This is a genomic window from Delftia sp. JD2 (assembly GCF_001682645.1).
GTDB classification, from domain to species: Bacteria; Pseudomonadota; Gammaproteobacteria; order Burkholderiales; family Burkholderiaceae_C; genus Comamonas; species Comamonas acidovorans.
The window spans coordinates 13,241-38,144 of sequence record NZ_LFJT01000010.1 but is presented as its reverse complement, the minus strand read 5'-3'; the positions used below and the strand labels follow the sequence as shown (position 1 = coordinate 38,144).

At 67.4% G+C, this 24,904-nt stretch carries 20 protein-coding genes and 1 riboswitch; of the genes, 7 read left to right on the top strand and 13 right to left on the bottom strand.

The genetic code is table 11. From position 1 onward, the window contains the following. Window positions 1-15 precede the first annotated feature (15 nt). Window positions 16-1,167: a site-specific integrase gene (locus ACM14_RS07880; RefSeq protein ID WP_139093393.1), complete on the bottom strand. Its 1,152-nt coding sequence runs from the start codon at window positions 1,165-1,167 to the stop codon at window positions 16-18. Window positions 1,168-1,428: 261 nt separating this feature from the next. On the opposite strand from ACM14_RS07880, the gene ACM14_RS07875 reads away from it, so the two are divergent. Further along, window positions 1,429-2,412 (top strand): DNA-binding protein, encoded by a 984-nt coding sequence (locus ACM14_RS07875; RefSeq protein WP_013802420.1) that lies wholly within the window; start codon window positions 1,429-1,431, stop codon window positions 2,410-2,412. 21 nt (window positions 2,413-2,433) lie between these two features. Here the strand turns inward: ACM14_RS07875 and ACM14_RS07870 are convergent, their stop codons facing one another. Then, window positions 2,434-3,135, bottom strand: a complete 702-nt coding sequence (locus ACM14_RS07870) for a GntR family transcriptional regulator (RefSeq protein WP_065345821.1) — start codon at window positions 3,133-3,135, stop codon at window positions 2,434-2,436. A 284-nt stretch (window positions 3,136-3,419) separates the two neighbouring features. Between ACM14_RS07870 and ACM14_RS07865 the strand changes: the two genes are divergently transcribed. Next, window positions 3,420-5,021 carry a gamma-glutamyltransferase family protein gene (locus ACM14_RS07865; RefSeq protein ID WP_065345820.1) on the top strand — a complete coding sequence of 534 codons (1,602 nt, stop codon included), beginning with the start codon at window positions 3,420-3,422 and terminating at the stop codon, window positions 5,019-5,021. A gap of 72 nt (window positions 5,022-5,093) precedes the next feature. On the opposite strand, the gene ACM14_RS07860 is transcribed toward ACM14_RS07865, so the two are convergent. Continuing rightward, on the bottom strand, window positions 5,094-5,762 hold the full coding sequence (locus ACM14_RS07860) for a GntR family transcriptional regulator (protein ID WP_012205610.1): 669 nt from the start codon (window positions 5,760-5,762) through the stop codon (window positions 5,094-5,096). Window positions 5,763-6,030: 268 nt separating this feature from the next. Here ACM14_RS07860 and ACM14_RS07855 point away from each other — a divergent pair, with 268 nt between their 5' ends. After that, entirely contained in the window at window positions 6,031-7,023 is a 993-nt protein-coding gene (locus ACM14_RS07855; RefSeq protein WP_065345869.1) for a tripartite tricarboxylate transporter substrate binding protein, read from the top strand. A 55-nt stretch (window positions 7,024-7,078) separates the two neighbouring features. Here the strand turns inward: ACM14_RS07855 and ACM14_RS07850 are convergent, their stop codons facing one another. Together ACM14_RS07850 and ACM14_RS07845 are read right to left on the bottom strand one after the other, a co-directional pair. Then, the gene (locus ACM14_RS07850; protein WP_065345819.1) at window positions 7,079-8,911 is read right to left on the bottom strand and encodes a methyl-accepting chemotaxis protein; all 1,833 of its coding nucleotides are present in this window, start codon (window positions 8,909-8,911) and stop codon (window positions 7,079-7,081) included. A 135-nt stretch (window positions 8,912-9,046) separates the two neighbouring features. Further along, a complete protein-coding gene (locus tag ACM14_RS07845) occupies window positions 9,047-10,372 on the bottom strand; it encodes a serine hydrolase (protein WP_175403251.1) in 1,326 nt (441 codons plus the stop codon). 166 nt (window positions 10,373-10,538) lie between these two features. Here ACM14_RS07845 and ACM14_RS07840 point away from each other — a divergent pair, with 166 nt between their 5' ends. Next, window positions 10,539-11,465, top strand: a complete 927-nt coding sequence (locus ACM14_RS07840) for a LysR family transcriptional regulator (RefSeq protein WP_175403250.1) — start codon at window positions 10,539-10,541, stop codon at window positions 11,463-11,465. Between the two features lie 4 nt (window positions 11,466-11,469). Here ACM14_RS07840 and ACM14_RS07835 read toward each other — a convergent pair whose 3' ends face one another. The 8 genes from ACM14_RS07835 to ACM14_RS07800 form a co-directional block, all read right to left on the bottom strand. Further along, complete coding sequence (locus ACM14_RS07835) at window positions 11,470-12,252, bottom strand: (2Fe-2S) ferredoxin domain-containing protein (protein ID WP_254662017.1); 783 nt, start codon at window positions 12,250-12,252, stop codon at window positions 11,470-11,472. Beyond that, window positions 12,239-13,027 carry an ABC transporter ATP-binding protein gene (locus ACM14_RS07830; RefSeq protein WP_065345815.1) on the bottom strand — a complete coding sequence of 263 codons (789 nt, stop codon included), beginning with the start codon at window positions 13,025-13,027 and terminating at the stop codon, window positions 12,239-12,241. Before ACM14_RS07830 ends, ACM14_RS07835 begins: the two co-directional genes overlap by 14 nt. Then, on the bottom strand, window positions 13,024-14,109 hold the full coding sequence (locus tag ACM14_RS07825) for an iron ABC transporter permease (protein WP_013802411.1): 1,086 nt from the start codon (window positions 14,107-14,109) through the stop codon (window positions 13,024-13,026). Before ACM14_RS07825 ends, ACM14_RS07830 begins: the two co-directional genes overlap by 4 nt. Further along, the gene (locus ACM14_RS07820) at window positions 14,096-15,148 is read right to left on the bottom strand and encodes an ABC transporter substrate-binding protein (protein ID WP_065345814.1); all 1,053 of its coding nucleotides are present in this window, start codon (window positions 15,146-15,148) and stop codon (window positions 14,096-14,098) included. Before ACM14_RS07820 ends, ACM14_RS07825 begins: the two co-directional genes overlap by 14 nt. Continuing rightward, window positions 15,148-17,298, bottom strand: a complete 2,151-nt coding sequence (locus ACM14_RS07815) for a TonB-dependent siderophore receptor (protein WP_065345813.1) — start codon at window positions 17,296-17,298, stop codon at window positions 15,148-15,150. Before ACM14_RS07815 ends, ACM14_RS07820 begins: the two co-directional genes overlap by 1 nt. Before the next feature lie 120 nt (window positions 17,299-17,418). Next, a riboswitch (cobalamin riboswitch) is annotated at window positions 17,419-17,738 on the bottom strand. Window positions 17,739-17,750: 12 nt separating this feature from the next. Further along, the gene (locus ACM14_RS07810; protein WP_065345812.1) at window positions 17,751-18,434 is read right to left on the bottom strand and encodes a 2OG-Fe(II) oxygenase; all 684 of its coding nucleotides are present in this window, start codon (window positions 18,432-18,434) and stop codon (window positions 17,751-17,753) included. Between the two features lie 18 nt (window positions 18,435-18,452). Continuing rightward, entirely contained in the window at window positions 18,453-19,103 is a 651-nt protein-coding gene (gene alkB / locus ACM14_RS07805) for a DNA oxidative demethylase AlkB (protein ID WP_065345811.1), read from the bottom strand. 12 nt (window positions 19,104-19,115) lie between these two features. Continuing rightward, window positions 19,116-19,847, bottom strand: a complete 732-nt coding sequence (locus ACM14_RS07800; RefSeq protein WP_065345810.1) for a 2OG-Fe(II) oxygenase — start codon at window positions 19,845-19,847, stop codon at window positions 19,116-19,118. Between the two features lie 224 nt (window positions 19,848-20,071). Here ACM14_RS07800 and ACM14_RS07795 point away from each other — a divergent pair, with 224 nt between their 5' ends. The 3 genes from ACM14_RS07795 (at window position 20,072) to ACM14_RS07785 (ending at window position 24,486) form a co-directional block, all read left to right on the top strand. Then, a complete protein-coding gene (locus ACM14_RS07795; protein WP_065345809.1) occupies window positions 20,072-20,893 on the top strand; it encodes a hypothetical protein in 822 nt (273 codons plus the stop codon). Between the two features lie 147 nt (window positions 20,894-21,040). After that, entirely contained in the window at window positions 21,041-22,291 is a 1,251-nt protein-coding gene (locus ACM14_RS07790; protein ID WP_043822406.1) for a hypothetical protein, read from the top strand. Continuing rightward, window positions 22,288-24,486 carry an AAA family ATPase gene (locus ACM14_RS07785; protein ID WP_065345808.1) on the top strand — a complete coding sequence of 733 codons (2,199 nt, stop codon included), beginning with the start codon at window positions 22,288-22,290 and terminating at the stop codon, window positions 24,484-24,486. Before ACM14_RS07790 ends, ACM14_RS07785 begins: the two co-directional genes overlap by 4 nt. The last annotated feature ends 418 nt before the right edge of the window (window positions 24,487-24,904 follow it).

The following is a 24,904-nucleotide window of genomic DNA, read 5'->3' as shown; positions in this document are numbered from 1 at the left end:
TTTTGAGCCAGCGGCTCAGGACTGCGGCCGGCCGCTGCCTTGCGCGGCGGCGGCCGCATCGTCGTCGCCGGCGTCGAGCAGCCGGGCCGCACGGTTGCTCAACGCGGAATCCGCACGGAAATAGCCCAGCACCGTATTGACGCTGCTGTGCCCCGTCAGCGCCATGGTGTCGGGCAGGGGCACGTTCTGGCGCCCGGCCTCGGTCACAAAGCCCGAGCGCAGGGAATGCGCCGAGAAATCCCCCTCCACGCCCGCCAGCGCGCAGCGCTGCTTCACGATGTCGCGCACGGCCGCTGGCGACAGGGGCTCGCCCACATGGCCGCCCTTGCGGATGCGCCGGAAGATCGGCCCTTCCTGTATGGCAGCGGCACGCAGCCAATCGGCCAGCGCCTGGGCCGCGCGCCCGGTCACGGGCTTGTGGTTCTCGGGCGCATCCCGCCCGGACTGGTTGGTCTTGGAGTGAGCCAGCGTGTAGATGAATTCCTGCGGCCCCACGGCGCGCAGGTGGCGCATGTCGGCCCCGGCCACCTCCGAGCGGCGGCGCCCGCCGCTGGACCAGGCGAACAGCAGCAGGGCGCGGTCGCGGCGGCCGCGCAGGCTGTCGTCGCAGGTGTCCAGCAATTGCTCCAGCAGGTCGCGCGTCAGCGCATCCTTTTTGGCGGGCTGCTCGCCGCGCCGCGCATAGGCCTTGCGCGTGCGCGACATCAGCTCGCGCACCGCACCGTCCTGGCAAGGGTTGGCCAAACCGTGCACCTGATGGGCCTTGGACAGCACCGCCATGCGGTGCACCAGCGTGTTGTGCGACAGGGGGCCTTCGCGGGCCTTGTATCCGGCCTCGACCAGGGCGCGGTCCATGTGCGCCGGCATTTCACTGGCCAGGCCCGCGCCGGTCTGCCGCTGGGCGTGGTCGATGATGAATTGCAGCACGCAGGGCACATTCAGCGGCAGCTGCATCTGCCGCTCAAAACGCAGCGCATGCCAGGCGGCCCAGTAGCGCATCGCACTCTGGTAGCTGTTTCTGGTGTTGGTGGATTCGCCCTCGCGCAGCAACTCGCGCACGGCCTGTTGGGCGGCTGGCTCCAGCCCTGCAGAGGGCAGGGTGCTGCCTTGCTGTGTGTCTTCCAGAAGCTGGTCTTGGGGAATCAGCGAAAAGGGGCCGTTGCGCATCCGTGGATTGTCGCCCGACGCAGCAGGGCCGCCCGCCGCGGAGTCTGCGGCAATGCAGGCCATGCAAAGTTCAGTTTCCAGGCTTTCCAGAGGCTGCAGCGGCTTTTTGCCTGGGCAAAGCCGTGTAATGTGCGTATCCATACTGTATGAAAATTTCATATGTAATATTTAATACATGGCACATATGATGTATTACGTAATATTAAAATAAGTCACGATAACAATCACTTATCGTTGGTAACCTGGAAAATAGTTCACGATATGCAGAAAACATCCACCCGCGGCGTGCAGGAAGCCGATGTCTGGGCCGCGGCAGACGCCTTGATCGCCCAGGGCCTGCGGCCGACCATCGAGCGCGTGCGCCAGCAAATCGGCCGAGGCTCGCCAAATACCGTCAGCCCGATGCTGGAGACCTGGTTTGCCACCCTGGGCCAGCGCCTGGGCGTGGCGGCAGGGCAGGGCGAGCTGCTGCCCTCGTCCGTGCCCGATCCCGTTCAGCGCCTGGCGCAGCAGCTTTGGGACGCTGCCCAGGAAGCCGCCATGGAGGCCGCCCGCGCCGCGCTGCAATCTCGCGAGGAAGCAGCGCAGGCCACGCAGGCCGAGCTGCAGGAGCAGCAAGAGCAAATGGCGCGGCGCGAGGCGTCCATGCAGGCGCAGAAAGAGGCCATGGACCAGGCCCTGCAAGTGGCCCAGGCGCAGTCGCAGGACTTGTCGCGCCGGCTGGATGAAATGCAGCAGCAGCTGCAGGACCGAGACGAGCGTCTGGAGGAAATGCGCGATGCGCTGGCCGAAGCCGCCCGCCAGCGCGAGGCGCTGCAGCAAAAGCATGGCGAGGAAATGCAGTCCGCCGCGCTGGAGCGCCAGCGCATGGCCGAGCAATACGCGGGCAATGAGCGCCACATGCTCAACGAAGTGGACCGTGCACGCCAGGAACTGGCGGCTGCGCGCAAGACAGCCACCGAGCAGGAGCGCAAGGCAGCGACCCGCCTTGCAGAACTGCAAGGCCGCTATGAAAAGAGCGAGGAGGAGCAGCTGAGCCTGCACTCCCAGCTGCAGACCGCCCAGAATGCGGCCGCCCTGGCGCAGGAGCGTGCGGCGGACCTGCGCAGCCTGCTGGAGGCGCAGCAGCGATTGGCCGCTGGCGGTGCCTTGCCGGATGCCGGCGCGGGGCTTTCGCTGGGCCGGCGCGGCAGCCTGTCCGCGGCGCGCCGCTCCATGACGCGCCTCAAGGACAGGAGAGGCTAGGGCGTATCGCCCAGGCCAAGGTCAGGCCTTGGCGCGCGATTTGCCTTGGGACGGCCGATGTCTGCGCATGGCCTGCGTGATGCTGTCTACCGTTCCACGCACATGCGCGCGCACTTCGCGCTCCATGCGATCCGGGTCACCGGCCTGCAGGCTGGCCACCAGTTGCTGGTGGTGCTCCTGCAACTTCGGCGAGGGCTCGTTGTTTTCCAGCCAGATCCGCATCAGCGGCTCGACCACCGAGTGCAGGGCCGAGATCTGCTCGCACAGGCGCGGGGCTGCGCTGATGCGGCAAAAGCGCTCGTGAAAGCGACGGTGCACCGTGATCCATTCCGACTGGTCACTCTCGCAACGCTTCATTTTCGAGAGCAGGTCCTGCAGGTCGTCCACATCCGCCTGGGTGCAGCGCTTGGCGGCCATGGCTGCGGCCAGGCCTTCGAGCACGGCACGCATCTCGAAAACCTCGATGACCTCGCTCTCGGAAAGCTCCCGAACGATCGCGCCCCGGTTCGGCGGCATGACCAACAGGCCTTCCGCAGTCAGCCGGCGCAAGGCCTCGCGGACCGGCATGCGGCTCATGCCGATGGAGTTGGCGATGTCATCGGCCACCAGCCTGTCGCCCGGCTTCAGCAGCCCCATGCGAATGCCATGAGAGAGGTGTTGGTAGGCCTCTTCGTGGGCACTGGTCTGTGCCGCATCGGGCGAGGGGGTGGCAAGTGGCGGCATGGTGATGGTTCTGGGGTGGGCGGAGCCCGGTCGTCATTCTAGGTTTGGCTATCAGGGTCCAGGGCGCACTCTGATGGTGCATTGTGTACGGCCAATCCAGGCATGGTGATTGCTTGGGTATCTTTGGAAAAATTGGATACAAAGATATCAGGATACGGTAATCTCGAGGCTGCCATCGCGCCCTGCGTCGATGGCGGTCCGCTGCAAGCAGCGTTGGCAGCCCCCCGGCCCCCCATTCATTGCCCGAAATCCAAGTCCCAGCAACACAAGGAAGAAGAACCGTTATGCGTAATTTCCAGAATCCTGGCCGTTCCGTCGTCATGTCCACGCACGGCATGGCGGCAACCTCACACCCGGCCGCCACCCAGGCCGCTGTTCGCATCCTGGAGGCCGGCGGCACCGCCATGGATGCCGCCGTCGCGGCCTGTGCGGTCCAGTGCGTGGTGGAGCCTGGCTCCACCGGCATTGGAGGAGACTGCTTTGCGCTGTACAGCGAAAAGGGCTCCGACCGGATCACGGCCTACAACGGCGCCGGCTGGGCGCCCCAGGCCACCTCCCTGAAGGCCGTTCTTGCCTCGGGCGAGGAAAAGCAATTGCGCCGCCAGTCGCCCTACGTGGTCACGGTGCCTGGCGCCGTGGACGCCTGGGTCGCCTTGACGGAGCGGTTCGGCCGGCTGCCCATGGGCCGCCTTCTGGAAGATGCCATCCGCTTCGCCGAGCAGGGCTATGCCGTGGCGCCGCGCGCCGGCACCGACTGGGCCATGCACACGCAACTGCTGGCCGCCACCACTGCGCGCGACATCATGCTGGTCGATGGTCAGGCCCCGGCCATCGGATCGGTTCACCGCCAGCCGCAGTTGGGCGCTACCTTGCGAAAAATCGCCGAGCAGGGCCGCGCCGGCTTCTACGAGGGGGAGGTCGCGCAGGACATCGTCTCCTATCTGCGCAGCCTCGGTGGCGTGCACACGCTTGAGGACTTCGCCACCTATCGTGGCGAGTTCGTGCAGCCGGTCAAGAGCAGGTTCCGAGACCATGTGGTGCACGAGTGCCCCCCTCCGGGCCAAGGCATCATTGCCCTGCTGCTGCTGAACATTCTGCAGGGCCTGGAGCCGGGCACGGACCCGCTCTCGCCCGAGCGGCTGAAGGCCGAGATCGATGCCACGCGCATGGCCTACCGGGTGCGGGATGCGCTGCTGGCCGATCCACGCTTTGCCGATGTGGACGTCGACTATCTGCTGTCGCAGGAGCTGGCCGGCCAGCTGCGCAACGGCGAGTTCCCGGAGCATTTCAAGACCCCGGCGACCAATGCGGCAGCGGAGCACAAGGACACGGTCTACATCTCGGTAGTGGACAAGGATCGCAACTGCGCCAGCTTCATCAACTCGATCTTCCACCCCTTCGGCTCCGGCCTGATGGCGCCCAAATCAGGCGTGCTGCTGCACAACCGGGGCCAGAGCTTTGAACTGGCTGAGGGCCACCCCAATTGCATCGGGCCCGGCAAACGGCCCCTGCACACCCTCCTCCCCGGCATGACCACGAAGGATGGCCGCGTGGAGCTGGTGTTCGGCGTGATGGGCGGCCACTACCAGGCCATGGGCCACGCGCACTTTCTGTCCAAGGTGATCGACTACGGCTGCGACATCCAGGCCGCCAGCGATCTGCCACGGCTGTTCCCCATTCCCGGCACCGACAAGGTCGAGGTTGAAAGCACCTTGCCGCAGCATGTCGCGCAGGCGCTGGAGCAGCAGGGCTACCGGTTGGTGGCGCCTGGCTATCCTGCCATCGGCGGCGCCCAGGCCATTCGGGTGGATTGGGACAACGGTGTGCTGCACGGCGCATCCGACCACCGCAAGGACGGCTGCGCCATGGGCGCCAACCGTTCCTGACGGACGGCAGCCTGCGCGCTGGCTCCACGCTTCATGACAGCGAAGGGGCCGGCGCGGCTTTCAGTGCGGATTTCAGTCGGCCTGGTTCGCCTGGAGGATACCTGGAAGCGTGCGCAGGATGTGGGCGCGCATCAGGGCTTCCACCTTTGCGCCATCCCTGGCCTTCAATGCGCCTATGAGTTCTTCGTGCCTGTCGTGCACGTAGTCCGTCGATGGCTTGCCCTCCAGCCACACCCGCATCAGGGGCTCGGAGACCGAGTGCAGGGACGCGATCTGCCGCATCAGCTGGGGAGCGTCGGCAATGGTGCACAGGCGCTCGTGGAACTGGCGGTGCGCCGTGATCCATTCCGATGCATTCAGGCCGCTGCGGTGCATGCGCTGCAGCAATTGCTCCAGATCGTGGATGTCATTGGTGGTCACGTTCTCGGCCGCCAGGGTGGCTGCCAGGCCCTCCAGCACCGAACGCATGGCGAACACCTCGCGCACCTCTTTTTCGGTCAGCACCCGGACCACCGAGCCACGGTTGGGGCGGTTGACGATCAGCCCTTCCGTGGCAAGGCGGTTCAGCGCCTCGCGCACGGGCATGCGGCTGGTTCCAATTTCGGCCGCGATGTCATCCGGTGCCAGCCGCATGCCCGGGCGCAGTTCGCCCGTGCGTATGCCGCGCTTGATGTGTTGGTAGGCCTCTTCCTGTGCCGTGGCATGGACAGTGTCAAACGAGGCGCGTCGGTCGGTCAGCATGGTTTATCCGGTGTCTTTCGCCCAGGGCAGGGGCCCGCCGATTCTACGGGGACCTGCCTGCGCCTCCCGGGACCCCGTTTGTGCCGGTTTCCACGCAGCCATGCCTGTGCAGGTAATGGCAAGAGGCGGTTTTCCCTAGAGCTGGTTCGATTATTGCTTGCTAGTCTTCTGCATGATTGGATACAAATATCTAAATATCTATGCATTTTCCCCATGGCAGCCGGAACCTGTTCCTTCGCCATGCCTGCTCTCCAACCTGATGAAGACCATGCCTCTCCAAACGCTCCGCACTCCCCTGGCCACGGCCCTGCTGTCCGCCCTGGCCCTTGTCGCATCCGCTCAAGCCTCTGCCCAAGGGGCCGGCGCCTGGCCCAGCAAGCCCATTCGCATCGTCGTTCCCTTTCAGGCCGGGTCCGCCACGGATCTTTTGAGCCGGCAGGTTGGCGCCGGACTGAGCACTTCATTGGGGCAGCCCGTGCTGGTGGAAAACAAGCCGGGTGCGGCCGCCATGATCGGCAGCGACACCGCGGCCCGGGCCCCGGGCGACGACTACACCCTGCTGATGAGCGGGCCGGCCTCCATGGTCACCAACCGTTTTCTGTACAAAAAGCTGAGCTACAACCCGGACGCCTTCGAGAAGGTGGCCATCGTGGCGGTCACGCCCAATGTGCTGCTGGCGAACCCGTCCCTGCCGTTCAGTACGCTGGCTGAGATGGTGGCCTATGCCAAGGCAAACCCCGGCAAGCTGACCTATGCCTCCTTCGGGGCCGGCACGACCTCGCACATGGCTGGCGAGTTCCTGCGCCAGGCCGCCGGCATCGACATAGTGCATGTGCCCTACAAGGGTGCGGCCGAGGCCATCCCGGCCTTGATATCGGGCCAGGTCTCCCTGTACTTCGACACCATCATGACCGCCTTGCCCCAGGTGAAGGCCGGCAAGCTGCGGGCCCTGGGCGTATCGACTGCAAGCCGCGCCGCCATGGCCCCGGACATCCCGACGATTGCCGAACAAGGCTATCCAGGCTTTGACATCGCCCCGTGGTACGGCATCGTGGCCAGCCACGGCACGCCGCCGGCCGTGGTCTCCCGGCTCAACACCGAGATCAACAAGCTGCTGAACACCCCTGAGTTCCGCGAGCGCCTGGTGGCCACCGGCGCCGAAGCCCGTGGCGGCAGCGTTGCCGACTTCGAGGCGTTCGTCAAAACCGAGGTCCCTCGCACGGAGAAGCTGGTACGGCAGGCCGCAATCGCGCTGCAGTAACCGGACCGGCGCCGCCGGGGCAGGGCGGTGGGTTGCCTGCCGTGCGGCGCCGATTTCATCTATGCAGGGCGATGCTCCTGGACCGGGATGATTCGCTGTCCAGCCGAAAGCCTGCCACCACGTCCGCCAGTTGCGCGGCCTGCTGCTGCAGCGACTGGGCGGCGGCCGTGGCCTCTTCGACCAGGGCCGCGTTCTGCTGGGTGGACTGGTCCATCTGGCTGACGGCGGTCCCGATTTCGGCAATGCCCGTGCTCTGTTCCTGGCTGGCATTGCTGATCTCGGTGACGATGGCGGTCACGCGCTGCACGCTTTCGACCACCTTGCCCATGGTGGCGCCTGCGTCCTGCACCAGGCGGCTGCCGGCATCGACCTGGCCCACGGAATCGTCGATCAGCGCCTTGATTTCCTTGGCGGCCGTGGCGCTGCGCTGGGCCAGGGTGCGCACCTCGGAGGCCACCACGGCAAAGCCCCGGCCCTGTTCGCCGGCGCGGGCCGCTTCCACGGCGGCGTTCAGCGCCAGGATGTTGGTCTGGAAGGCAATGGAGTCGATCACGCCGATGATGTCGGCAATGCGGTGCGAGGACTGCTCGATGCCGCCCATGGTGCGAACCACCTGGTCCACCACGGTGCCGCCATGCGTGGCGATGTCCGAGGCGCTGCTGGCCAGTTGCCGCGCCTGGCGCGCATTCTCGGCGTTGTGCTGCACGGTGGCCGTGAGCTGCTCCATGGCGGCAGCCGTTTCCTCCAGCGAACTGGCCTGCTGCTCGGTGCGCGCCGACAGGTCCTGGTTGCCGCTGGCGATTTCGGTGGAGGCATGGCGCACGGTCTCGGACGATTCCCGGATGCGCACCAGCACCGAGGCGATCTTGTCGGTGAAGTGGTTGAACGCGCGTGCGATCTGCGTCAGTTCGTCATTGCCCTGCACCGACAGGCGGCGCGTGAGATCGCCGTCACCCGAGGCGATGTCTTCCAGCGCATCGCGCACCACGGCCAGGCGGCGCGTGACACGGGCAATGACGGCGCCCAGCAGCGCAATCGCCAGGATCAGCGAAATGGCAACGATGGCGCCCGACACCTTGAGCAGCGAACCCAGCGCGGACAGCGCCTCGTCGCGCTGCACGGCCACCACCAGTTGCCAGTTCGTGCCGGGCACGCCCTGGCCGTAGAGCAGGAAGTCCTTGCCGCCGACGGCCGTGCGCATGCCGGTGTCGGCCTTGGGCAGGGCCTGGATGGCGTCGGCACGCAACTGGGGCGAGAGCGCGGAGACGGGCTTGAGCGTGAGTGCCGGATCGGGATGGGTGACGATGGCGCCCGCCTCATCCACCAAGAAGGCAAAGCTGCCCGGCGTGGGCCGGATGGCGCCCACGGTGCGCACCACCGTGGTCAGCAGCACGTCGGTGCCGACCACGGCGACAGGATTGCCGGCCGGGCCCACGGGCTCGGCAAAGGTCACGCCCACTTCGGGTGGAGAGACAAACAGATAGGGCGCCGTCACGATGGGCCTGCCTTCCTTCAGCGCCTGCCTGAACCAGGGGCGGGCCGTCACGTCGTAGTCGGCAGCCATCTCGTTGAGGAAGAACATGCGCTTGTCGGTGTAGCCGAAGTAGGCATCCGAGAAGCCGCCGCCGTCGCGCAGCGCCTGGACCACGGCACGCGGGTCCGGCGTATCGACCGCCTGCGCCAGGGTATGGGTCAGCAGGCGCTTGGTCGCCACCCATTCGCCCAGTACCTGGGCCTGGGCGTTCACGAGCTGGCGGCTCTGGTCGTCGAGGGTGGACAGCACATGGCGCTGCACCGTGAGGAAGTTGGCAATGGCCAGGGCCAGCATGGCCACGGTGACGATGGCCACGCTGAGCGCGATGAGTCGCGCACGCAGGGACTGGAACATAGAAGAATTACTTATTGCAAGAAGATGCTACATACGTTAGCAAATTTTCTTGACAATACGCATTCTTGCAGGCGGTGCCCCCTGGCCGCCGAAGCCTATGCGGGAAATTCGCGCCCCTTCAGCGCTTCAGCACTGTCAGCGTTCCCCCGCCAGCAGCCTGCCCAGCGCCTCGTAGGCCGGCAGCGAGGTCGGGTCATTGGCCGCATTTCCAGCCACCGGGTGGGAGGCAAAGCGCGCAATCACCATCTGTGCCTTGGGATCGATGTAGACGGTCTGGCCATGCACGCCGCGTGCGGCGAAGGCGCCATGGGCGTTGTGCGTGACCCACCACATGTTGCGGTAGGTCCAGCCCGGCAGCAGCTTGTAGCCGGCCTTGGCAAAGGCCGCCGCATCGCCGCCCCGGCGGATATCGTCCACGGCGGCTGCGGGAACGATCTGCTGGCCGTTGAACTGGCCCCGGTTGCGCAGCATCTCGCCAAAGCGCGCCAGGTCCAGCAGGCCCAGGTTCAGGCCGCCGCCTGCAAAGGGCGTGCCCGTGGAGTCCACCGACATGTAGGCATCCTGCTCGGCGCCCAGGCGGCTCCAGATGCGCTCGGACAGCAGATCGGCCACCGATTGGCCGCTCACGCGCGCCAGCACCCAGCCCAGCGCATCGGTGTTGGCCGTGCGGTAGCCGAAGGCCTTGCCGTGCACGCCTTCGGGCTTCACGGTCTGCAGGAATTCGTAGTAGCTGCGCGGGCCGGTGTAGTCCTTGGCCTTGGGCAGCGGGTTGCCGGCCGCTGCATGCGCCCAGACCTCGGCCTGGGGGTCCGCATAGTCTTCGCTGAAGCGTATGCCCGTGGTCATGTCCATGAGTTGGCGCACCGTGGCGTTGCCGAAGGCCGAGGCCGCCAGCTCGGGCACGTACTCCGACACGCGGCGCGAGGGGTCGAGCTGTCCCTCGGCAGCCAGCATGGCCGCCAGCGTGCCGACGAAGGACTTGGTCACCGACATGGCGCCGTGCTGGCCTTCGGGTTTGAGCACGCCAAAGTAGCGCTCATAGACCACGCGGCCCTTGTGCAGCACCACGATGCCGTCGGTGTAGTTGGCCTTGAGCGAATCGCGCCAGGTCATGGGCTGGCTGGCACCCAATGGCGTGAAGCGCAACTCGTCGATGTCGTCGCGCAGCGCCTGGGCCAGCGGCGCTGCAGGCGCCAGGCCGCGCGACACATTCACCGTGGGCATGAGCTGGCGAAAGTGCGAGACGCTCCAGCGCATGGCGGGAAACTGGAAATAGGAGCCGTCGTCGAAGCGCAGCATGCGGTCCGGCGGTGGCGGCGAGCCCACCATCCAGCCCAGCTTTGCGGGGTCGCTGGCATCGGCATCGGGATAGGAGGGGGTCTTGGCTGCGGTGACCCCTGCCGTGGCTGTGGCGAACACAAGGCTGCCAGCCAGGGCACCGGCGAAATGTTTGAGCTGCATGGCGGCAACCATACTACGGTTGCCGCGGCGCCAAGATCCGCTGCCAAAGGATGGAAGCCGGCTTCCATCCCAGGCCGTGCGCCCAGTTGGCGCAAGCACGACAAATGGCTTTCTCGTTGGACTAAGCTTCAAATAGTTTTTGAAAATCAAAGCCTGGCGAATGCCCATGAAAAGCCTGCAAGACCTGGATATCTTCGTGCGCACCGCAGACAGCGGCAGCCTGTCGGCCACGGCGCGTGCCCTGGACCTGACCCCGGCTGCGGCCAGCGCAGCGCTCAAGCGGCTGGAGGCAGAGCTGGGCGTGACCCTGTTCGTGCGCTCCACGCGCAGCCTGCGGCTCACGCAGGAGGGCGAGCTGTTTCTGGAGCACTGCCGCCCCGCGCTGGCCGGCCTGCGCCAGGTGCGCGACCAGTTGGCTGGCGGCCAGGCCGCTTTGCGCGGCACGCTGCAACTGGCCGCCCCCTCCGACCTGGGCCGCAACGTGCTCATGCCCTGGCTGGACGAGTTCCAGAGCCAGCATGCGGGCGTGGATCTGCGCCTGCACCTGTCCGACCGCGCTGCCAATGTCTACAGCGAGCCTGTGGACGCGGCTTTTCGCTACGGCAGGCCGCAGGATTCCAGCCTGGTGGCCTTGCATCTGTCGGACACGCACCGCCGCGTGCTCTGCGCCGCGCCTTCCTATCTGCAGGAACGCGGCGCCCCCGCCACCCCCCACGACCTGGCCAGCCATGACTGCCTGTGCTTCATGCTGGGCGAGGAAGTGCACGACCGCTGGAGCTTCTGGCCGGCAGGGCAGGGGGCTGCCGTACCTGAGCCCGTCCATGTGCGGGTGCGCGGCCGCAATGTGGCCAATGACGGAGATGCCGTGCGGCGCTGGGCCGTGGCCGGGCGGGGGATTGCCTACAAGTCGTATTTCGACGTGGCCGAGGACCTGGCCCGGGGCCGCCTTCTTGCGCTGTGCACCGACTGGACGACCGAGTGCGTTCCGCTGTTCCTGGTCGCCCCCAGTCGCAGGCAGTTCACGCCGCTGGTGCGTGCGTTGCGGGATTTTGTGGCGGTGAGGCTGGCCGAGCTGGAGGCGGCACAGCCCTGAGACATCACGAAGCCTGCGTCCCCAGCTCCACTGGCCCGTGCACATGGTGCTCCGCGCAGACCTGCCGCGAAAGCACATGGGTCTCGATCACTTCGGCGGCATTCTCGGCCGTGAGCCGCCCGTACCAGACGCCGTCCGGATAGACGATGGCCAGCGGGCCATGGTTGCAGGGGTACTGGCAGCTGGTCTGCAGCAGGCGCAGCTTGGCACGCAGTTCGCTGCTGGCCTGCACGGCCTCGCCCAGGCTTTGCCAGACGGCCACGGCGCCCAGGGCGGTGCAGCGCGGTCCCGTGCAGATCAGGGCGTGGTGCTGGTGGTCAGGCACCTGGGACCAGGCCTGGGGATCGTGCTGCCATTGGTCGCCAGCGGTCTCGGCAATGTCGGGGGCCTGAAGGGCCTGGGCCATCTGAGACAGCAGCAGCGCGGGCATGGCGGGGGCGCCCAGCAGATGGTCGGCAAACCGCACCTGCACGCCCTGGTCCGGCAACTGCGAGCGCCAGCGCATGGCCAGCTTGTGCAGCCAGCGCAGTAGTGCCGGTTCGTCGGGCGAGAAAAGGGGCAGCACGACGATGGAGCGCGCCGGCAGGCATTGCTGCAGCGCCTCGGGCAGCGAGGGTGCGGCCTTGTCCACGAAGGATGTGACGACCTTGCAGGCCGGCTCCAGCGTCTGGCGCAAGGCATCGGCCAGTTCGATCAGGCTTTGGCGCGAGGCTGCGCCCGTGCCGCCACGGCCCAGCACGATCACGGCGTCGGGCCCGGGCGGGATGGATGTTTCAGAGGAGTTCATCGGGAATGAAGCTGATGCGCAGCCGGCCGGTGGCGGCATGGATGTCCACCTCGGCAGCCACGCCGTAGACCTGGCCGATGGTGGCCGGGGTCAGTACCTGGGCCGGTGTGCCATGGGCAACGATGCGGCCTTGTTCCATGAGATAGAGACGGTCGCAGTAGTGGGCGGCGATATTGAGATCGTGCAGGGCGACGATGCTGCTGATCTGCAGGCGCCTGACCAGTGACATCAATTCCAGCTGATGGCGTATGTCCAGGTGGTTGGTGGGCTCGTCCAGCAGCATCAGCCGTGGCTGCTGGGCCAGCGCGCGGGCCACGAGCACGCGCTGCTTCTCGCCGCCGGACAGGCTGGAGAAACGCCGCTCCTCCAGCGCCAGGGCATTCACCTGGGCCAGCGCCTGCCGCATGCAGGCGAGGTCCTCGGCGCTGTCGCCCGCCCAGGGGGACTGGTGGGGGATGCGGCCCATCATCACGGCTTCGCGCACGGTGAAGTCAAAGCTCTGCGGCGCCTCCTGCGCCAGGACCGAGACCTGGGCCGCGAACTCGCGCGCCGTCATGTCCCGGATGTCGCGCTGGTTCAGCAGCACGCAGCCTGCGTCGGGCCGCAACACTCGGTAGAGCATGCGCAGCAGGGTGGATTTGCCGCTGCCGTTGGGGCCGATGAGCCCCACGCATTCGCCGCTGTGCAGGGCGAGGCTGGCCTGGTCCACGATGCGCCGGGCGTCGGCACGCCGGGCATCGGCACTCCAGCACAGGTCCTGGGCTTGCAGCTTCATGGGCCGCGCCCTCCCTGCACCGGCTGGCGCACCAGCATCCAGACGAAGAAGGGTCCGCCGATCAGCGAGGTGATCACGCCCACGGGCAGTTCCATGGGCGCAAAGGCCGTGCGCGCAACAAGATCCACCAGCACCAGCAGCAGGGCGCCGGCCAGGGCGGCCACGGGCAGCACGCGCCGGTGGTCTGTGCCCACCAGCATGCGCGCGGCGTGCGGCACGATCAGTCCCACAAAGCCGATGGCGCCGCTGACCGCCACCATGGTGCCCGTGAGCAACGACACCGCCAGGAACAGTGCGCGCCGCAGCCGTGCCGTGTCCACGCCCAGCGTGGCGGCGGCCTCGTCACCGGCCAGCAGGGCGTTGAGCGGGCGCGTCTGCAGCCCCAGCCAGAGCATTCCCGCAGCCAGCACGGCGGCGGGAATGCCCAGTTCCTCCCACTGCGTGCCGGCCAGGCTGCCCAGCGTCCAGGTCAGCAGAGCATTGGCCAGGTCGCGTTGGCCCGATGACAGGGTGATCAGGCTGGTCACGCCCGCCAGCACATAGCCGATGGCCACGCCACCCAGGATCAGCCGCGTGGCATGGATGCGGCCCTGGGAGCGCGCCAGCAGGTAGACGGCGACGGTGGCCGCCAGCGCCCCGGCAAAGGCCCCGGCCGTGAGGGCGTACATGCCGGCCGAGGCCAGCGCACCGAAGGCCAGCACGGCCACAGCGCCCACCGACGCACCCGAGGACACGCCCAGCAGATAGGGATCGGCCAGCGGATTGCGCACCATGGCCTGCATGATGGTGCCCACCACGGCAAGCCCCGCGCCCACCAGGGCCGCCAGCAGCACGCGCGGCATGCGGATCAGCCAGACGATCTGCTGGTGCTGCGGCGTGATGCCCTCCAGCGGCGGCGGCTGCATGCCCAGCACCTGCAGCAGCCGGCTCCAGGCAATGCGCCAGACCGTGCCGGCCGGCATGTCCACGGGCCCCCAGGTGATGGCCAGCGTCATCACCAGCAACAGGGCCGCGAACAGCAGCAGGCACCAGAGGCGGGCGGCGCCCGGGCGCCTGGGCCAGCGGGAGTCAGTTGGCCGCATGGCTGGGCGCCGGCATGCGGTCGGGGTGCAGGGCCTGCGCCAGGGCGCGGGTCCGCGCAATATTGCGCGGGCCGGGCGTGGCCTCGGCATAGGTCATGACGAAAAACCGCTTTTCGCGGATGGCATCGACGCCGGCCAGCTCGGGCTTGGCCAGCAGGAAGTCGATCTTGCCCTGCGCATGGGGCTGGCCGTAGTCGATGATGACGATCCACTGCGGGTTGCGCTGCACCACGTCCTCCCAGTTGCCTGCAGGCCAGTTGCTGGGAATATCGTCGAAGATGTTGCGCCCGCCCGCTTCCTCGATCATGGCCTGCGGCATGCCGTAGCGGCCCACGGTCACGGGGATGTCCTGGCCACTGTCGTAGACGAAGACCGAAGGCCGCTGCCGCACGCCCTGCATGCGCTCGCGCAGGTCCTTCAGGTCGCGCTCCAGCCCCTGCGCCAGTTGCTCGGCATGGGCGTCGATGCGGAAGATGCGGCCCAGGTTGCGCAGGTCGGTCAGGCCGTCTTCCAGCGCCACCTGGCTGCGCGGCCCCACGCGGATGCACGATTCGGACAGCACATACGAGGCAATGCCGTGGCGCTGCAGCACCTCGGGCGTGATCTGGCCCTGGCGAAAACCGTAGCTCCAGCCGCCGAAGACGAAGTCGGCCGAGGCGCCCAGGATGGCCTCCAGGTTCATCTCGCGCTCGGCCAGCCGCGGCACGCGGGCCAGCTGGACCTGGAAGGCCGGGTCGATCTGCTTGGCCTGCGTGATACCGCTGTAGCCCACCAGCCGGTCGCCCAGGCCCAGGAAGAGAAACATCTCGGTGATGTTCACGTCATGGGTCACGGCGCGCAGCGGTGCGTTGGCGTAGGTCACGGGGCTGCCGCAGACATTGACGGTCACGGCCGCCTGCGGTGCGGCAGCCGGTGCCGGCAGTTCACTGGTGGTGCCGGAATCGCTGCGCGAGCAGCCGGCCAGCAGCAGGGTGGCCGCCAGGGCACCAGCGCACAGGCCGTGGAGACCGTGGAGGCTTTTGGAGCGCGCCATGGCCATCAGAACCGGATATGGGCCGCGATCTCGAAGCGGCGGCCTTGCCCGACCAGGAACTGGCTGCCGTAGCTCGATCCCACATAGACCCTGTCGGCCAGGTTGCGGCCGATCAGGCTCAAGGTGGTGCGCGGGTCCACCTGCCAGCTCAGCGCGGCGTCGGCCACGGTGTAGGCGGGCAGGTTCACGGTATTGGCGTTGTTGCCAAAGCGGTCACCCACGTAGCGCAGGCCCAGCGAGGCCTGCCAGGCGCCCACGCGGTAGTGGCCCCAAAGGTTGGCCGTGGTCTTGGCCACGTTCTGCGGACGGTTGCCTGCGCGGTTGCCGCCAGCCTCGATGAGCTTGTCGAACTGGGCGTCCACATAGGACAGGTTGCCCTCCAAGCGCAGGGCGGGCGTGGCCTGGAAGGTGGCAGTGACCTCGGCGCCGCGCGAGGACTGGCTGCCGCCCTGGATGGAGATGGCCGGCCGGTCCGGGTCGCGCGTGATGATGTCGTCCTTCTTGATGTCGAACACGGCCAGCGTCCATTCGCCGCGCCCGCCAGCCACCTGCTGCTTGATGCCGATCTCGGCCTGGCGGCCCTTGCTCAGCTTGTAAGCCGTGTTGGCCAGGTTCAGCGACACCAGGCTGTTGACGGGATCATGTCCCGAGCTGATCTGCCCATAGACATGGGTGTTGCGGGCCAGCTCATAGGTCAGGCCCAGGCGCCAGGAGGTAGCGGCCAGCGTCTTGTTGAAATCAGTGCCGCCCACCAGCGAGTGGCTGGCAAAGTCATAGACATCGCGGCGCAGGCCGGCCATGGCCAGCCAGCGGTTGCTGATGCGCCAGGCATCTTCCAGGTACAGGGCATGCTGGGTCACGCCGGTTTCTGTCTTGGCGGCGGTGAGATCGGGGCTGGCCCAGCTGCCATGCACGGGATCCCAGGCCGAGACCGTGGACGAGCCGCCATAGGGCGAGTTGTTGGACAGCCGCAGGTTGATGCGCGCGGCCTCCCAGCCCATGGCGATCTTGTGCGAGCCCCGGTCCACGTTCAGGCCCAGGCGGTTGCCGGTCTGCTCCAGGTCGTGCAGGATTTCCAGGTAGTCGGAGCGGCCCACGGTCCAGGTGGCGGGGTTGAGCGCGTAGGCCTCGATGTTGCGCCAGTGGCGGTCGGACTTCACGTGGTACAGCTCGTTGCGCACCGTCAGCCAGTCATTGGCCTTCCATTGCACCTTGGCGCGCAGGCGCTCGTCGGCATAGCGCAGCACGCTGTCTTCGGCGTTGTAGTTGCGGTCGCGCAGCGACTCCACCACCTTGCCGTCCAGGCCCGGCGTGCCCCAGTAGCGGCTGGGCTTTTGCACGCTGCGGTCGGCAATCAGGTCGATCTGCAGGTCGCTCGTGGGCTCCAAGCGCAGCGTGCTCATGAACTTGCCGTTGCGCGACTGGTCCAGATCGCGCTCGCCTGCGCTGCGGGCGGTGTAGCTGTCGATACGGTAGCTGGCATAGGCGCCCAGGGCGCCGGTCACGCCCAGGCCCAGGCGCAGCGTGTCGTCCGTGCCCGCGCCCACCAGCACCTCGGCCGAGCTGGTGCGGCTGGGCTGCTTGCGGATGGCGTTGACGGTGGCGCCCATGGTGCCGCTGCCATACATCAGCGAGGCCGGCCCACGCAGCACGTCGATGCGCTCGTAGCCCCAGCTGTCACCCGGATAGGCCGTGGTGCCGGCGGCCACGCCCAGCACCATGCCGTCTTCGGCCACGCCCACGGAGTTCACGCCCGCAAAGCCGCGGCTGCTGAAGGACAGGCCGCCATTGCCCGGCGTGCTGCTGGAGGTCAGGCCCACGGTGCGCGTGACGGCGTCCACCAGGGCGTAGTCGCCGCGCTCCTGCATCTGCTCGGCAGAAACACCATCCACGCTGGCCGGCACTTCCTGGTTGGAGACGCCGGTATGGCTGGCAGAGCGCGCAGGCTGGGCCAGTTGCTGGCCGATGCGTTCGGCCTGGCCGGTGACCTGGACCTCGGGCAGGGCGGTTGATGGGGGCGTGGGCGTTTGTGTTTGAGCCTGCGCCGGCAGGCAGATGAAGGCGCAGGCCAGGGCCAGCGGGCTCAGCCGCACGGAAAGGGACTGGGCAGCGCGAGCGCTGGAAACCCTGGAAAAGGAAGAATGCATTTCGAACATCGGTCTTCGACCGTCTGATGCGAAAGCAAGGCACTGCCACCTCTCCAGCCAGCGTGGGAGGAAAGGGCGCAGGACGTTGCCATCCGCACCCCGCAGACAGTCAAGAAAACGCCTGCACAGCAGGCGCGAAACGCAGCAGGCCGGTCTCCGGGCTCACAAGCGGCGCAAGGACATGCCTTGCGCCCAGCGCCCCGTCTTCCCAATCCACCCGCGAAAAGCTGCATGTTGCAGACCACGCCATGAACCAGTGACAGCCTGTCATCGCCCCTCCGCAGGGTTGCGGAGACTGGCGGGACAGGCATGGAGCGCCTTGACTTGTTTACCGTTGCGGGGGCAGCCAAGGCCTGTGCCGGCAGCGCAAAAAGCATTTGCCGGCAGTCACCTTGTTCCCGTTTCATCCCCATGGCTGGCATGTGGACACCTGTTGCACGGATGCCTTTGCAGGCGCGGCATTATAGCCAGCGGTCTGTTTGCAGAGCCTTGGGCGCCTGGGGCACGTCGTGCAAAAGCAGCTCCAGACCCAGCCACTCGCCACGGTGAACGCGGCTGATGGCATGCCGCAGGTGCACGCGGTAAAAGCCTGCCGCACCGCGCACCGGGCGCGGCCCCGTGGCGATGATGGCCGCATCCCCCAGGCCCAGCGGCAGCACCATGGGGCGCGATTGCATGCGCGGGCGCTGCTCGGTCATCACGAATTCGCCGCCCTCGAAATCCTGGCCCGGCCGGGACAGCAGCAGCACCAGCTGCTGCGGAAACACCGCCGCACCTTCGCTGTATGAACGCAGCGGGGCATGGCCCGCTTGCGGCACGCGCAGCAGATGTGGCTGCGGCTGCGTTTGGCCTGCTTGCCGGCCCTGACGCATGAAATCCTCGAAGCAGCCCGGCAACCCAGGCTGCATACCCATGTGTTCTCGCCAGCGGTTGGCCAGGGCCAGCAGATGCCCGTACAGCACCGGGCGCCATGCCTGCACGCAGGGCGGCAGGCCAGACGCGGCTGCCGCCTCGCGGGCCAAGGCGCGGCTTTCATCCGCAGTCAGCAGCTGCGGCAGCAGGGCATGGCCTTCGGCATCGAGCTCAGTGGCAATCCGCGCCCAATCCAGGCGGGCGAAGCGATCCTGGCTGTTGAGCCTGTCCATTTCAGACCGTCCAACCATTCAGCCCGCCTTGCGAAAAGTGAGATTGATGCGCCGCCCGCCCAGCAGCGGGTGAGGCTGGTCCTTGAGCGGCAACACGCCGTGGTGGCGCAGCCGATCCACGCCGCCCCAGACCACCACGTCGCCATGCTGCAGCGGCACCCTGGCCGTGCTGTCCGCGCGCGCCAGTCCTCCAAACAGAAACGTGGCCGGCATGCCCAGGGAGACCGAGACAATGGGCGCGCCCAGGTCGCGCTCGTCGCGGTCCTGGTGCAGGGAAAGCCGGGTGCCGGGCAGGTACTGGTTGATGAGGCAGGCATCGGGCACAAAGCCTTCGAACCCCGCCGCAGCGGCCGCCTCGCCCGCCAGCCGGACAAACACGGCCGGCATGGCCGGCCAGGGCTGGCCGCTGAGTGGGTCGATGGCGCTGTAGCGGTAGCCGCGCCTGTCGCTGGTCCAGCCCAGCGCGCCGCAGTTGGTCATGGCCACCGACATGGTGAAGCCGCCCGGCGTGACCAGATGGCGCAGCGGCGCCCGCGCCGCAATGCCTTCGACCGCCTCCAGCAGCTGCACGGCATGGGGCAGGGCATGGCCGCGCAGCACCACGGATTGGGGGCCTATGGATTCGGCCCCGGTGGGCTGTTCATCGGCGAAAAGATCCAGCGTGCTCATACCGGCCATCCATCAAAGTGCGTCATGAAAGATCAGCCCCACGGTATGGCGATGGCCGCTGTGGATGCGGCTGACCCCATGGCGCATGGCCACGCGGCGGTAGCCGGTGCGCCGCCCGGGCACGGGCCGGTGGCGCACGGCCAGGACCAGCGCATCGCCCTGGTCCAGTGCCATCACATCGGCCCGCTGCCGGTCGCCATCGGCCTGGGTGATGACGAACTCGCCACCCGTGAAGTCCCGCCCGGGCCGCGACAGCAGCAGCACCACCTGCAGCGGAAACACATGCTCTCCATAGACATCCTGGTGCAGGCAGTTGTAGTCGCCCGCACCGTATTGAAGGATGAGCGGCGTGGGCCGCAACTGGCCCTGCGCGTGGCAGCGCGCCAGGAAGTCCTGCAGCCGGTCCGGATAGCGCACCTCCAGCCCCATGCGCTGGTTCCAGAGATTGGCCACCGGCGCCAGGCGCAGATACAGCTGCTCGCGCAGGCGCTGCAGCAGCGGTGGCAAGGGGTAGTCGAAATATTGGTACTCGCCGCGCCCGAAACCGTGGCGTGCCATGACGATGCGGGAGCGAAAGCCGTCCTCCCTTGCGTAAAGAGCGGCCAGGTCGCGGCACTGCTGCGCATCCAGCAGGCCGGGCAGGCGCGCGCAGCCTTGCTCATCGAGCTGGTGCTCCATCTGCGTCCAGTGGCAGGGCGGGGCGGATTCGCAAGCTTCGTTGTCGAAAAGACCGAGGTTGTGCATGGCGGGCGGGGTAGGCGGTATGGGCGCGGTTGGCAATACGGGCGCTGTGGGCAATTGCCGCAGTCTAGGGCGCCGCCGCAGCGCCTGCATCCCGCTTCTTGCAGTGGACAGAATGTCAACCGGTGGGAGCGCTTGCCAGCCGCCTGCTGGACAGGCCTGGGAGGGTCGGCTGGGCGGCTGCAATTGAACAATCGCGGCATTCCTGCAAACGCCTCAGGCCCGCCATGTCCAGCAACGTCCATCACCTCTATCTTTTCTTCGATACGCCCCTGCAGCTGCGCCGCGTGCAACTGATCTGCCAGTACCTGGCCCGGCAGTCCTGGGAGCAGGCCGAGCGCTGGATCCATGAGCTGGACCCCGCCCTGGACCGGTCCGCGCTGTGGGATGACGACTGGGCCAATGCCAGCGCCCTGGGCCATCCCCAGCACCTGGAGCTGGGCTTTGACACCCGCACCACAGCCGGCATGCCCTGGCGATTGCTGGAGACGCTGTTCCAGCACGGCCTGCAGGCGGCGGTGCTGCATGTCTTCTACGACCAGGTGGGCGAGAGCGAGCGCTACCACTTCGATGCCGGCCAATGGATCAGCCACCACGCCTGGCTGTCCCGTTACCCGGAGCGCCAGGTGCTGGTCGATACGGATGGCGAGGTCTATCCGCAGCCCGGCCAGGAAGAGGGCGCCGACGGCACCGCTCTCACCAATCCGGCCCAGCCCATGACCATCACCCGGCTGCGCGAGCGGGACCAGGAGCGTGACCGCCTGGCCCAGGAATCCGTGCAGGCCCTGCTGGACACCATGGCCAGCCTGCGCAAGAGCGGCGTATCGCCCGTGCAGGGCATCGTGGGGCTGTTCATGCTGCGGGCCGGCTTTCGCGGGCTGTGCGAGGCCGTGGCCTTTACCGTCATTGCGGCCCTGGCCTTCAGAGGCAAGGGACTGTGGCTCTGGCTGGCTTTGGGATTGGTGCTGGCGGTGGTGCTGCCTCTGTACCGCATGGCCGGCGCGCGACGGGAGTTTGCGGGGCAGGGTGGCGGCGATGCCGCATCCTGAGACAATCCGCGCTCGGCAAAATGAAACAAATTGCACAAGACCAGCTGAATCCCAGGAGAGGGTGAACAGGATGAGGATACGGACCATGGCCCCGGCAGGATGGATCTGCGCCAGCAAGCGCTGTTTTCCTGAGCGGAGCCGTCACTGATGCAGCCCACCGCCATTGAACAGGGTGCTGCCGTGGCACCAGGCGTTCACGAGGATTTCGGCCATTTGCTGGGCCTGTACATGCGCCGCATCCGCGCCAGCGCCTCGGGCGTGGCCACCGAGATCGGGCTGAGCCGGGAAGCCGTCAACAACTGGAGGAATGGGGTTTCCTTGCCCAATCCACGCTCGCGCGACCGGCTGGCCGCCTGCGCCCAGTACCTGCGCCTGACGGAGGCGGAGACCAATCGCCTGTTCTCCGCCGCTGGCTTTGCCACGGAGTTTCCGCTGCAGGCCGCCGCCGCCGGCGCCCAGCCTTTTGCAGGCTTCATGGACCGGCTTTTCGCCCAGCTGGCCCAGGCCAGGCCCTATGCCATCACCATGCTGCTGTCGCCCGCGCACTGGGGACAGCCCCCGTTTCGCCAGGAACTGCTGCTGCGCGCCCGCGCCCAGTATGGCGCCGAGGCGGTGTTGCACATCCAGCCGCCCTACAGCGTGAGCACGGCTGCGGCCGACTACTTTGCGGCCCTGGGCCGGCAATGCGGGCTGGGCGAAGTGGGCTCGGACTACGAATTCGAGGCCCTGCTGGAAAAGCGCCTGCTGGCCGGCGGCCGGCTGTTCTGCCTGGTCAGCCGCTTCGAGCAGGGCACGGCGCAGCTGCGCGAGACACTGGCCGGCATTCTGCGCAGCCTCAGCGAAATGCACAGCGGCCGCCTGCACTTGCTGCTGTGCGGCAGCGAGGCCCTGGCCGACCTCAAGTACCGCAGCGGTGACCTGTCGCTGCTCAACATCGGCCAGGTGGCCCACTGGCCCGATCCCACGCTGGAAGACCTGGCCCTGATGGCGCGCCAGCGCTGGCCCGGCACGGCCTGGCCGGCCGAGGTCATCGAGGCATTGCAGGCGCTGACGGGCGGACATCCCGCGCTTTTCGAGGAAGCGCTGCAATGGCTGGTGGAGCAGGGCGTGGGCGTCGCTTCCGTGCACTCGCCCCTGCTGCGCGCCCATCTGGTGGCCAGCGCCCGCCTGTGGCAGACCTTGCTGCCCCTGGCGCAGGAACCTGCCACGCGCGAGCAACTGCGCGGGCTGGTGGATGCGGCATCGCTGGGCCGTGCACGCCCCTATCTGCAGGATGCCGTGCTGCGGCGCCTGTTCTGGGGCAATCTGCTGCAGGTGCGCGGAGCAGGCGAGGGCGCCCATCTGCACTGGCGCTGCGACATTGCCCGCGAAGCTGCCGTGGCGGTGCTGCAGGCATGAGCGGCCTGGGCCGGCTTGTGCAACTGCCCAGATCATGGTGGCGTGCCGCGCTGCTCGCCTTGGTCACGCTGTTCATCGGCACGGCCATCCTGCTGCCCCGCTACAACCCCGTCACCCGCAGCAGCCTGCAGGGCGCGGAAAGCTCGGGCCGGGTCTGGAACGAAATCATCCTGTGGCGCCTGGCCCTGATGGACTATGTGCGCCAGCATGAAAGCTGGCCGCAGGACCTGGCCAGCTTGGCGCCGGACATTGCCGAACCGCGCGTGCGCATGAGCTCGCCCAGGCCCTTCGTGCTGCAGGCGGACGTGGTGCGCGACAGCCAGATGGGCGTGCTCGCCGGAACCCAGGTCCTGCTGCAACTGGACAGGCAACGCTGGGACTGGAGCTGCCAGGGCGGCCTGCCTCCGACTCCGCCGCGCTACCTGCCGCTGAACTGCAGCCCCTCGCCGGGCCAGCCCGAGCATGAACCCTTTGGATGGCTGCGCAGCGTCATCTGGACCAGCGCACTGGTCTTTGGCTGCCTGGCCCTGCTGTGGCTGGTGCGCCATCCGCTGATAGGCCCGGCACAGCTCAAGCCCGAGCGCCTGCGCCGCAAGCCCTACCAGCATCTGCCCCAGCTGGACCGGCTGCTGCGGCTCACCGGCCGCCGTTCCGCCGTCCTGCGCGCTGCAGGCATACGCCCGCCGGACTGGCAGCGGGCCCTGCGCCTTGCCGGTGCAAGCCCAGGCGCCCGCGTGCGGGCCCTGGCCGAACGCCTGTCCGCCGCCTGCAAACCGGCGCAAGGCGAGTGGCCCGTGCCCGGCGACATGTTCGAGTGGACGCTGCCGCCCGAGCTGCCCATCGCCCTGGGTCGCTGCCTGGTCTATGCGCCCCCGGCGGAGCTGGAAGAGGGCGAACTCGTGCGCCAGCTGCGCCTGCTGCAAACCGGCGGCGATGTGGTGCTCATCGTGAGCCCGCACCATCCACAGTCGCCCATGCCGCTGCTGCAGCGCCATGCCCAGGACCGCGCCAATCTGCACGTGCTGCTGGACAGCCCGGGGCAGACCGAATGGCTGCTGGGCGGCGCTCCAGACCAGGTGCTGCTGCGGCTGCTGGCCACGCAGTTGCAGGTCACGCGCATATCGCCCTACCAGACGCGCGGCGGCGTGACGCGCGAGGACGTTTTCTTTGGCCGCGAGCGCCTGCTGGCCCGCGTGCTCAACCGAGAGCCGGCCAACTACCTGGTCGTGGGAGGACGCCAGCTCGGCAAAAGCAGCCTGCTCAAGGCCGTGCAGCGGCGGCTGCAGGAGCATCCGGCCATCGCCTGCCACTACATCTCGCTGCGCGACCACCGCCTCACGCCGCGCCTGGCCACGCAGTTCGGCCTTCCCGTGGAAACACCGCTGGAGGCCATCATCGAACACCTGCAAAAGCAGTCGCAGGGCAGGCGGCTGTACCTGCTGATCGACGAGGCCGACCTGTTCTTCCGCGACGAAGCCCGCAATGGCTACCCCCAGCTCAGCGCCTTGCGCGCGCTGAGCGAGGAGGGCCGTTGCTGGTTCATGCTGGCGGGATTCTGGGATCTGTACGCGGCAGCGCTGCTCGACTACCAGTCGCCGCTGCGCAACTTCGGCGAAATCCTGGCCATTGGGGGATTGGAGCCAGCGGCATGCCACGCCCTGGCCACCGAACCGCTGCGCAGGCTGCGCCTGGGCTTTGCCAACGACGCTCTGGCCGAGCGGCTGATAGAGGCCAGCGGCAGGCGCGCCAACCTGGTCGCCATCCTCTGCCAGGAATGCCTGGAAGCCCTGGGACCCGACGAACGCGTCATCGAAGAACGCCACCTGCGCCAGGCCATGGCATCCCAGCCCGTGCAGGACGCGCTGGTGGGATGGGGCCGCTTGAGCACCGACGAACAGGCCTGCCGCCTGGACCGCATCGCCGTCTATCACACGGCCCAGCAAGGACAGACCAGCCTGACCGCACTCGACGCCCTGGTCCAGTCCCACGGCGCCACCGGCCAGGCCCAGGCCTTGCGCCGGTCCCTGGCGCGCCTGCAACTGGCCTACGTCCTGCGCCGCGATGAAACCCACGGCGTACACGATGCAAGCTACGTCTTCACCATCCCGCTGCTGCAGCGCCAGTTCGAGCCACAGGAAACCGCGCTTTTGCTGAAGCAGGAGCTTGAAGGCCTGGAAACCGTCTTGAACAGCTGAAAACGAAGCAGGCAAGGCACTGGAGGAGTGCCTTGCCTTGGTTTTCAGGCCGTTATCTACGTTTGTGATTTAACATAATATACATCGTATCCATCAAATGACGGCCAGAAAAGTGAGCTTTAAAGCGACTCATATCGACAGCATTCACCAACTATGCGGACGTTATGTTCAGAAGTTTCTTCGTTGACTCCACCGCTACGCTTTCAGAACACCTGATGAGGATTGCGCAAGCCACTCCAGACCAGACTCCACCAGAACCACGCACGACAGACGGCCTTTGACATCGCCGCACGAGTAAATCTCGAACACGACGATGTTGGTCTGGTTGCACGGCTGCCCCCCGTTTCGTTGAACTTGATCTCACGAGTGAAGCCTGCGGCTCCGTCCTGGAATGCGCCACGACCGGGGGCAAGTCGTC

Coding starts and splice junctions, on each gene's coding strand:
- ACM14_RS07880 (WP_139093393.1), bottom strand. CDS start 1,167: ATGCGCAACGGCCCCTTTTCGCTGATTCCCCAAGACCAGCTTCTGGAA.
- ACM14_RS07875 (WP_013802420.1), top strand. CDS start 1,429: ATGCAGAAAACATCCACCCGCGGCGTGCAGGAAGCCGATGTCTGGGCC.
- ACM14_RS07870 (WP_065345821.1), bottom strand. CDS start 3,135: ATGCCGCCACTTGCCACCCCCTCGCCCGATGCGGCACAGACCAGTGCC.
- ACM14_RS07865 (WP_065345820.1), top strand. CDS start 3,420: ATGCGTAATTTCCAGAATCCTGGCCGTTCCGTCGTCATGTCCACGCAC.
- ACM14_RS07860 (WP_012205610.1), bottom strand. CDS start 5,762: ATGCTGACCGACCGACGCGCCTCGTTTGACACTGTCCATGCCACGGCA.
- ACM14_RS07855 (WP_065345869.1), top strand. CDS start 6,031: ATGCCTCTCCAAACGCTCCGCACTCCCCTGGCCACGGCCCTGCTGTCC.
- ACM14_RS07850 (WP_065345819.1), bottom strand. CDS start 8,911: ATGTTCCAGTCCCTGCGTGCGCGACTCATCGCGCTCAGCGTGGCCATC.
- ACM14_RS07845 (WP_175403251.1), bottom strand. CDS start 10,372: ATGCAGCTCAAACATTTCGCCGGTGCCCTGGCTGGCAGCCTTGTGTTC.
- ACM14_RS07840 (WP_175403250.1), top strand. CDS start 10,539: ATGAAAAGCCTGCAAGACCTGGATATCTTCGTGCGCACCGCAGACAGC.
- ACM14_RS07835 (WP_254662017.1), bottom strand. CDS start 12,252: ATGAACTCCTCTGAAACATCCATCCCGCCCGGGCCCGACGCCGTGATC.
- ACM14_RS07830 (WP_065345815.1), bottom strand. CDS start 13,027: ATGAAGCTGCAAGCCCAGGACCTGTGCTGGAGTGCCGATGCCCGGCGT.
- ACM14_RS07825 (WP_013802411.1), bottom strand. CDS start 14,109: ATGCGGCCAACTGACTCCCGCTGGCCCAGGCGCCCGGGCGCCGCCCGC.
- ACM14_RS07820 (WP_065345814.1), bottom strand. CDS start 15,148: ATGGCCATGGCGCGCTCCAAAAGCCTCCACGGTCTCCACGGCCTGTGC.
- ACM14_RS07815 (WP_065345813.1), bottom strand. CDS start 17,298: ATGTTCGAAATGCATTCTTCCTTTTCCAGGGTTTCCAGCGCTCGCGCT.
- ACM14_RS07810 (WP_065345812.1), bottom strand. CDS start 18,434: ATGGACAGGCTCAACAGCCAGGATCGCTTCGCCCGCCTGGATTGGGCG.
- alkB (WP_065345811.1), bottom strand. CDS start 19,103: ATGAGCACGCTGGATCTTTTCGCCGATGAACAGCCCACCGGGGCCGAA.
- ACM14_RS07800 (WP_065345810.1), bottom strand. CDS start 19,847: ATGCACAACCTCGGTCTTTTCGACAACGAAGCTTGCGAATCCGCCCCG.
- ACM14_RS07795 (WP_065345809.1), top strand. CDS start 20,072: ATGTCCAGCAACGTCCATCACCTCTATCTTTTCTTCGATACGCCCCTG.
- ACM14_RS07790 (WP_043822406.1), top strand. CDS start 21,041: ATGCAGCCCACCGCCATTGAACAGGGTGCTGCCGTGGCACCAGGCGTT.
- ACM14_RS07785 (WP_065345808.1), top strand. CDS start 22,288: ATGAGCGGCCTGGGCCGGCTTGTGCAACTGCCCAGATCATGGTGGCGT.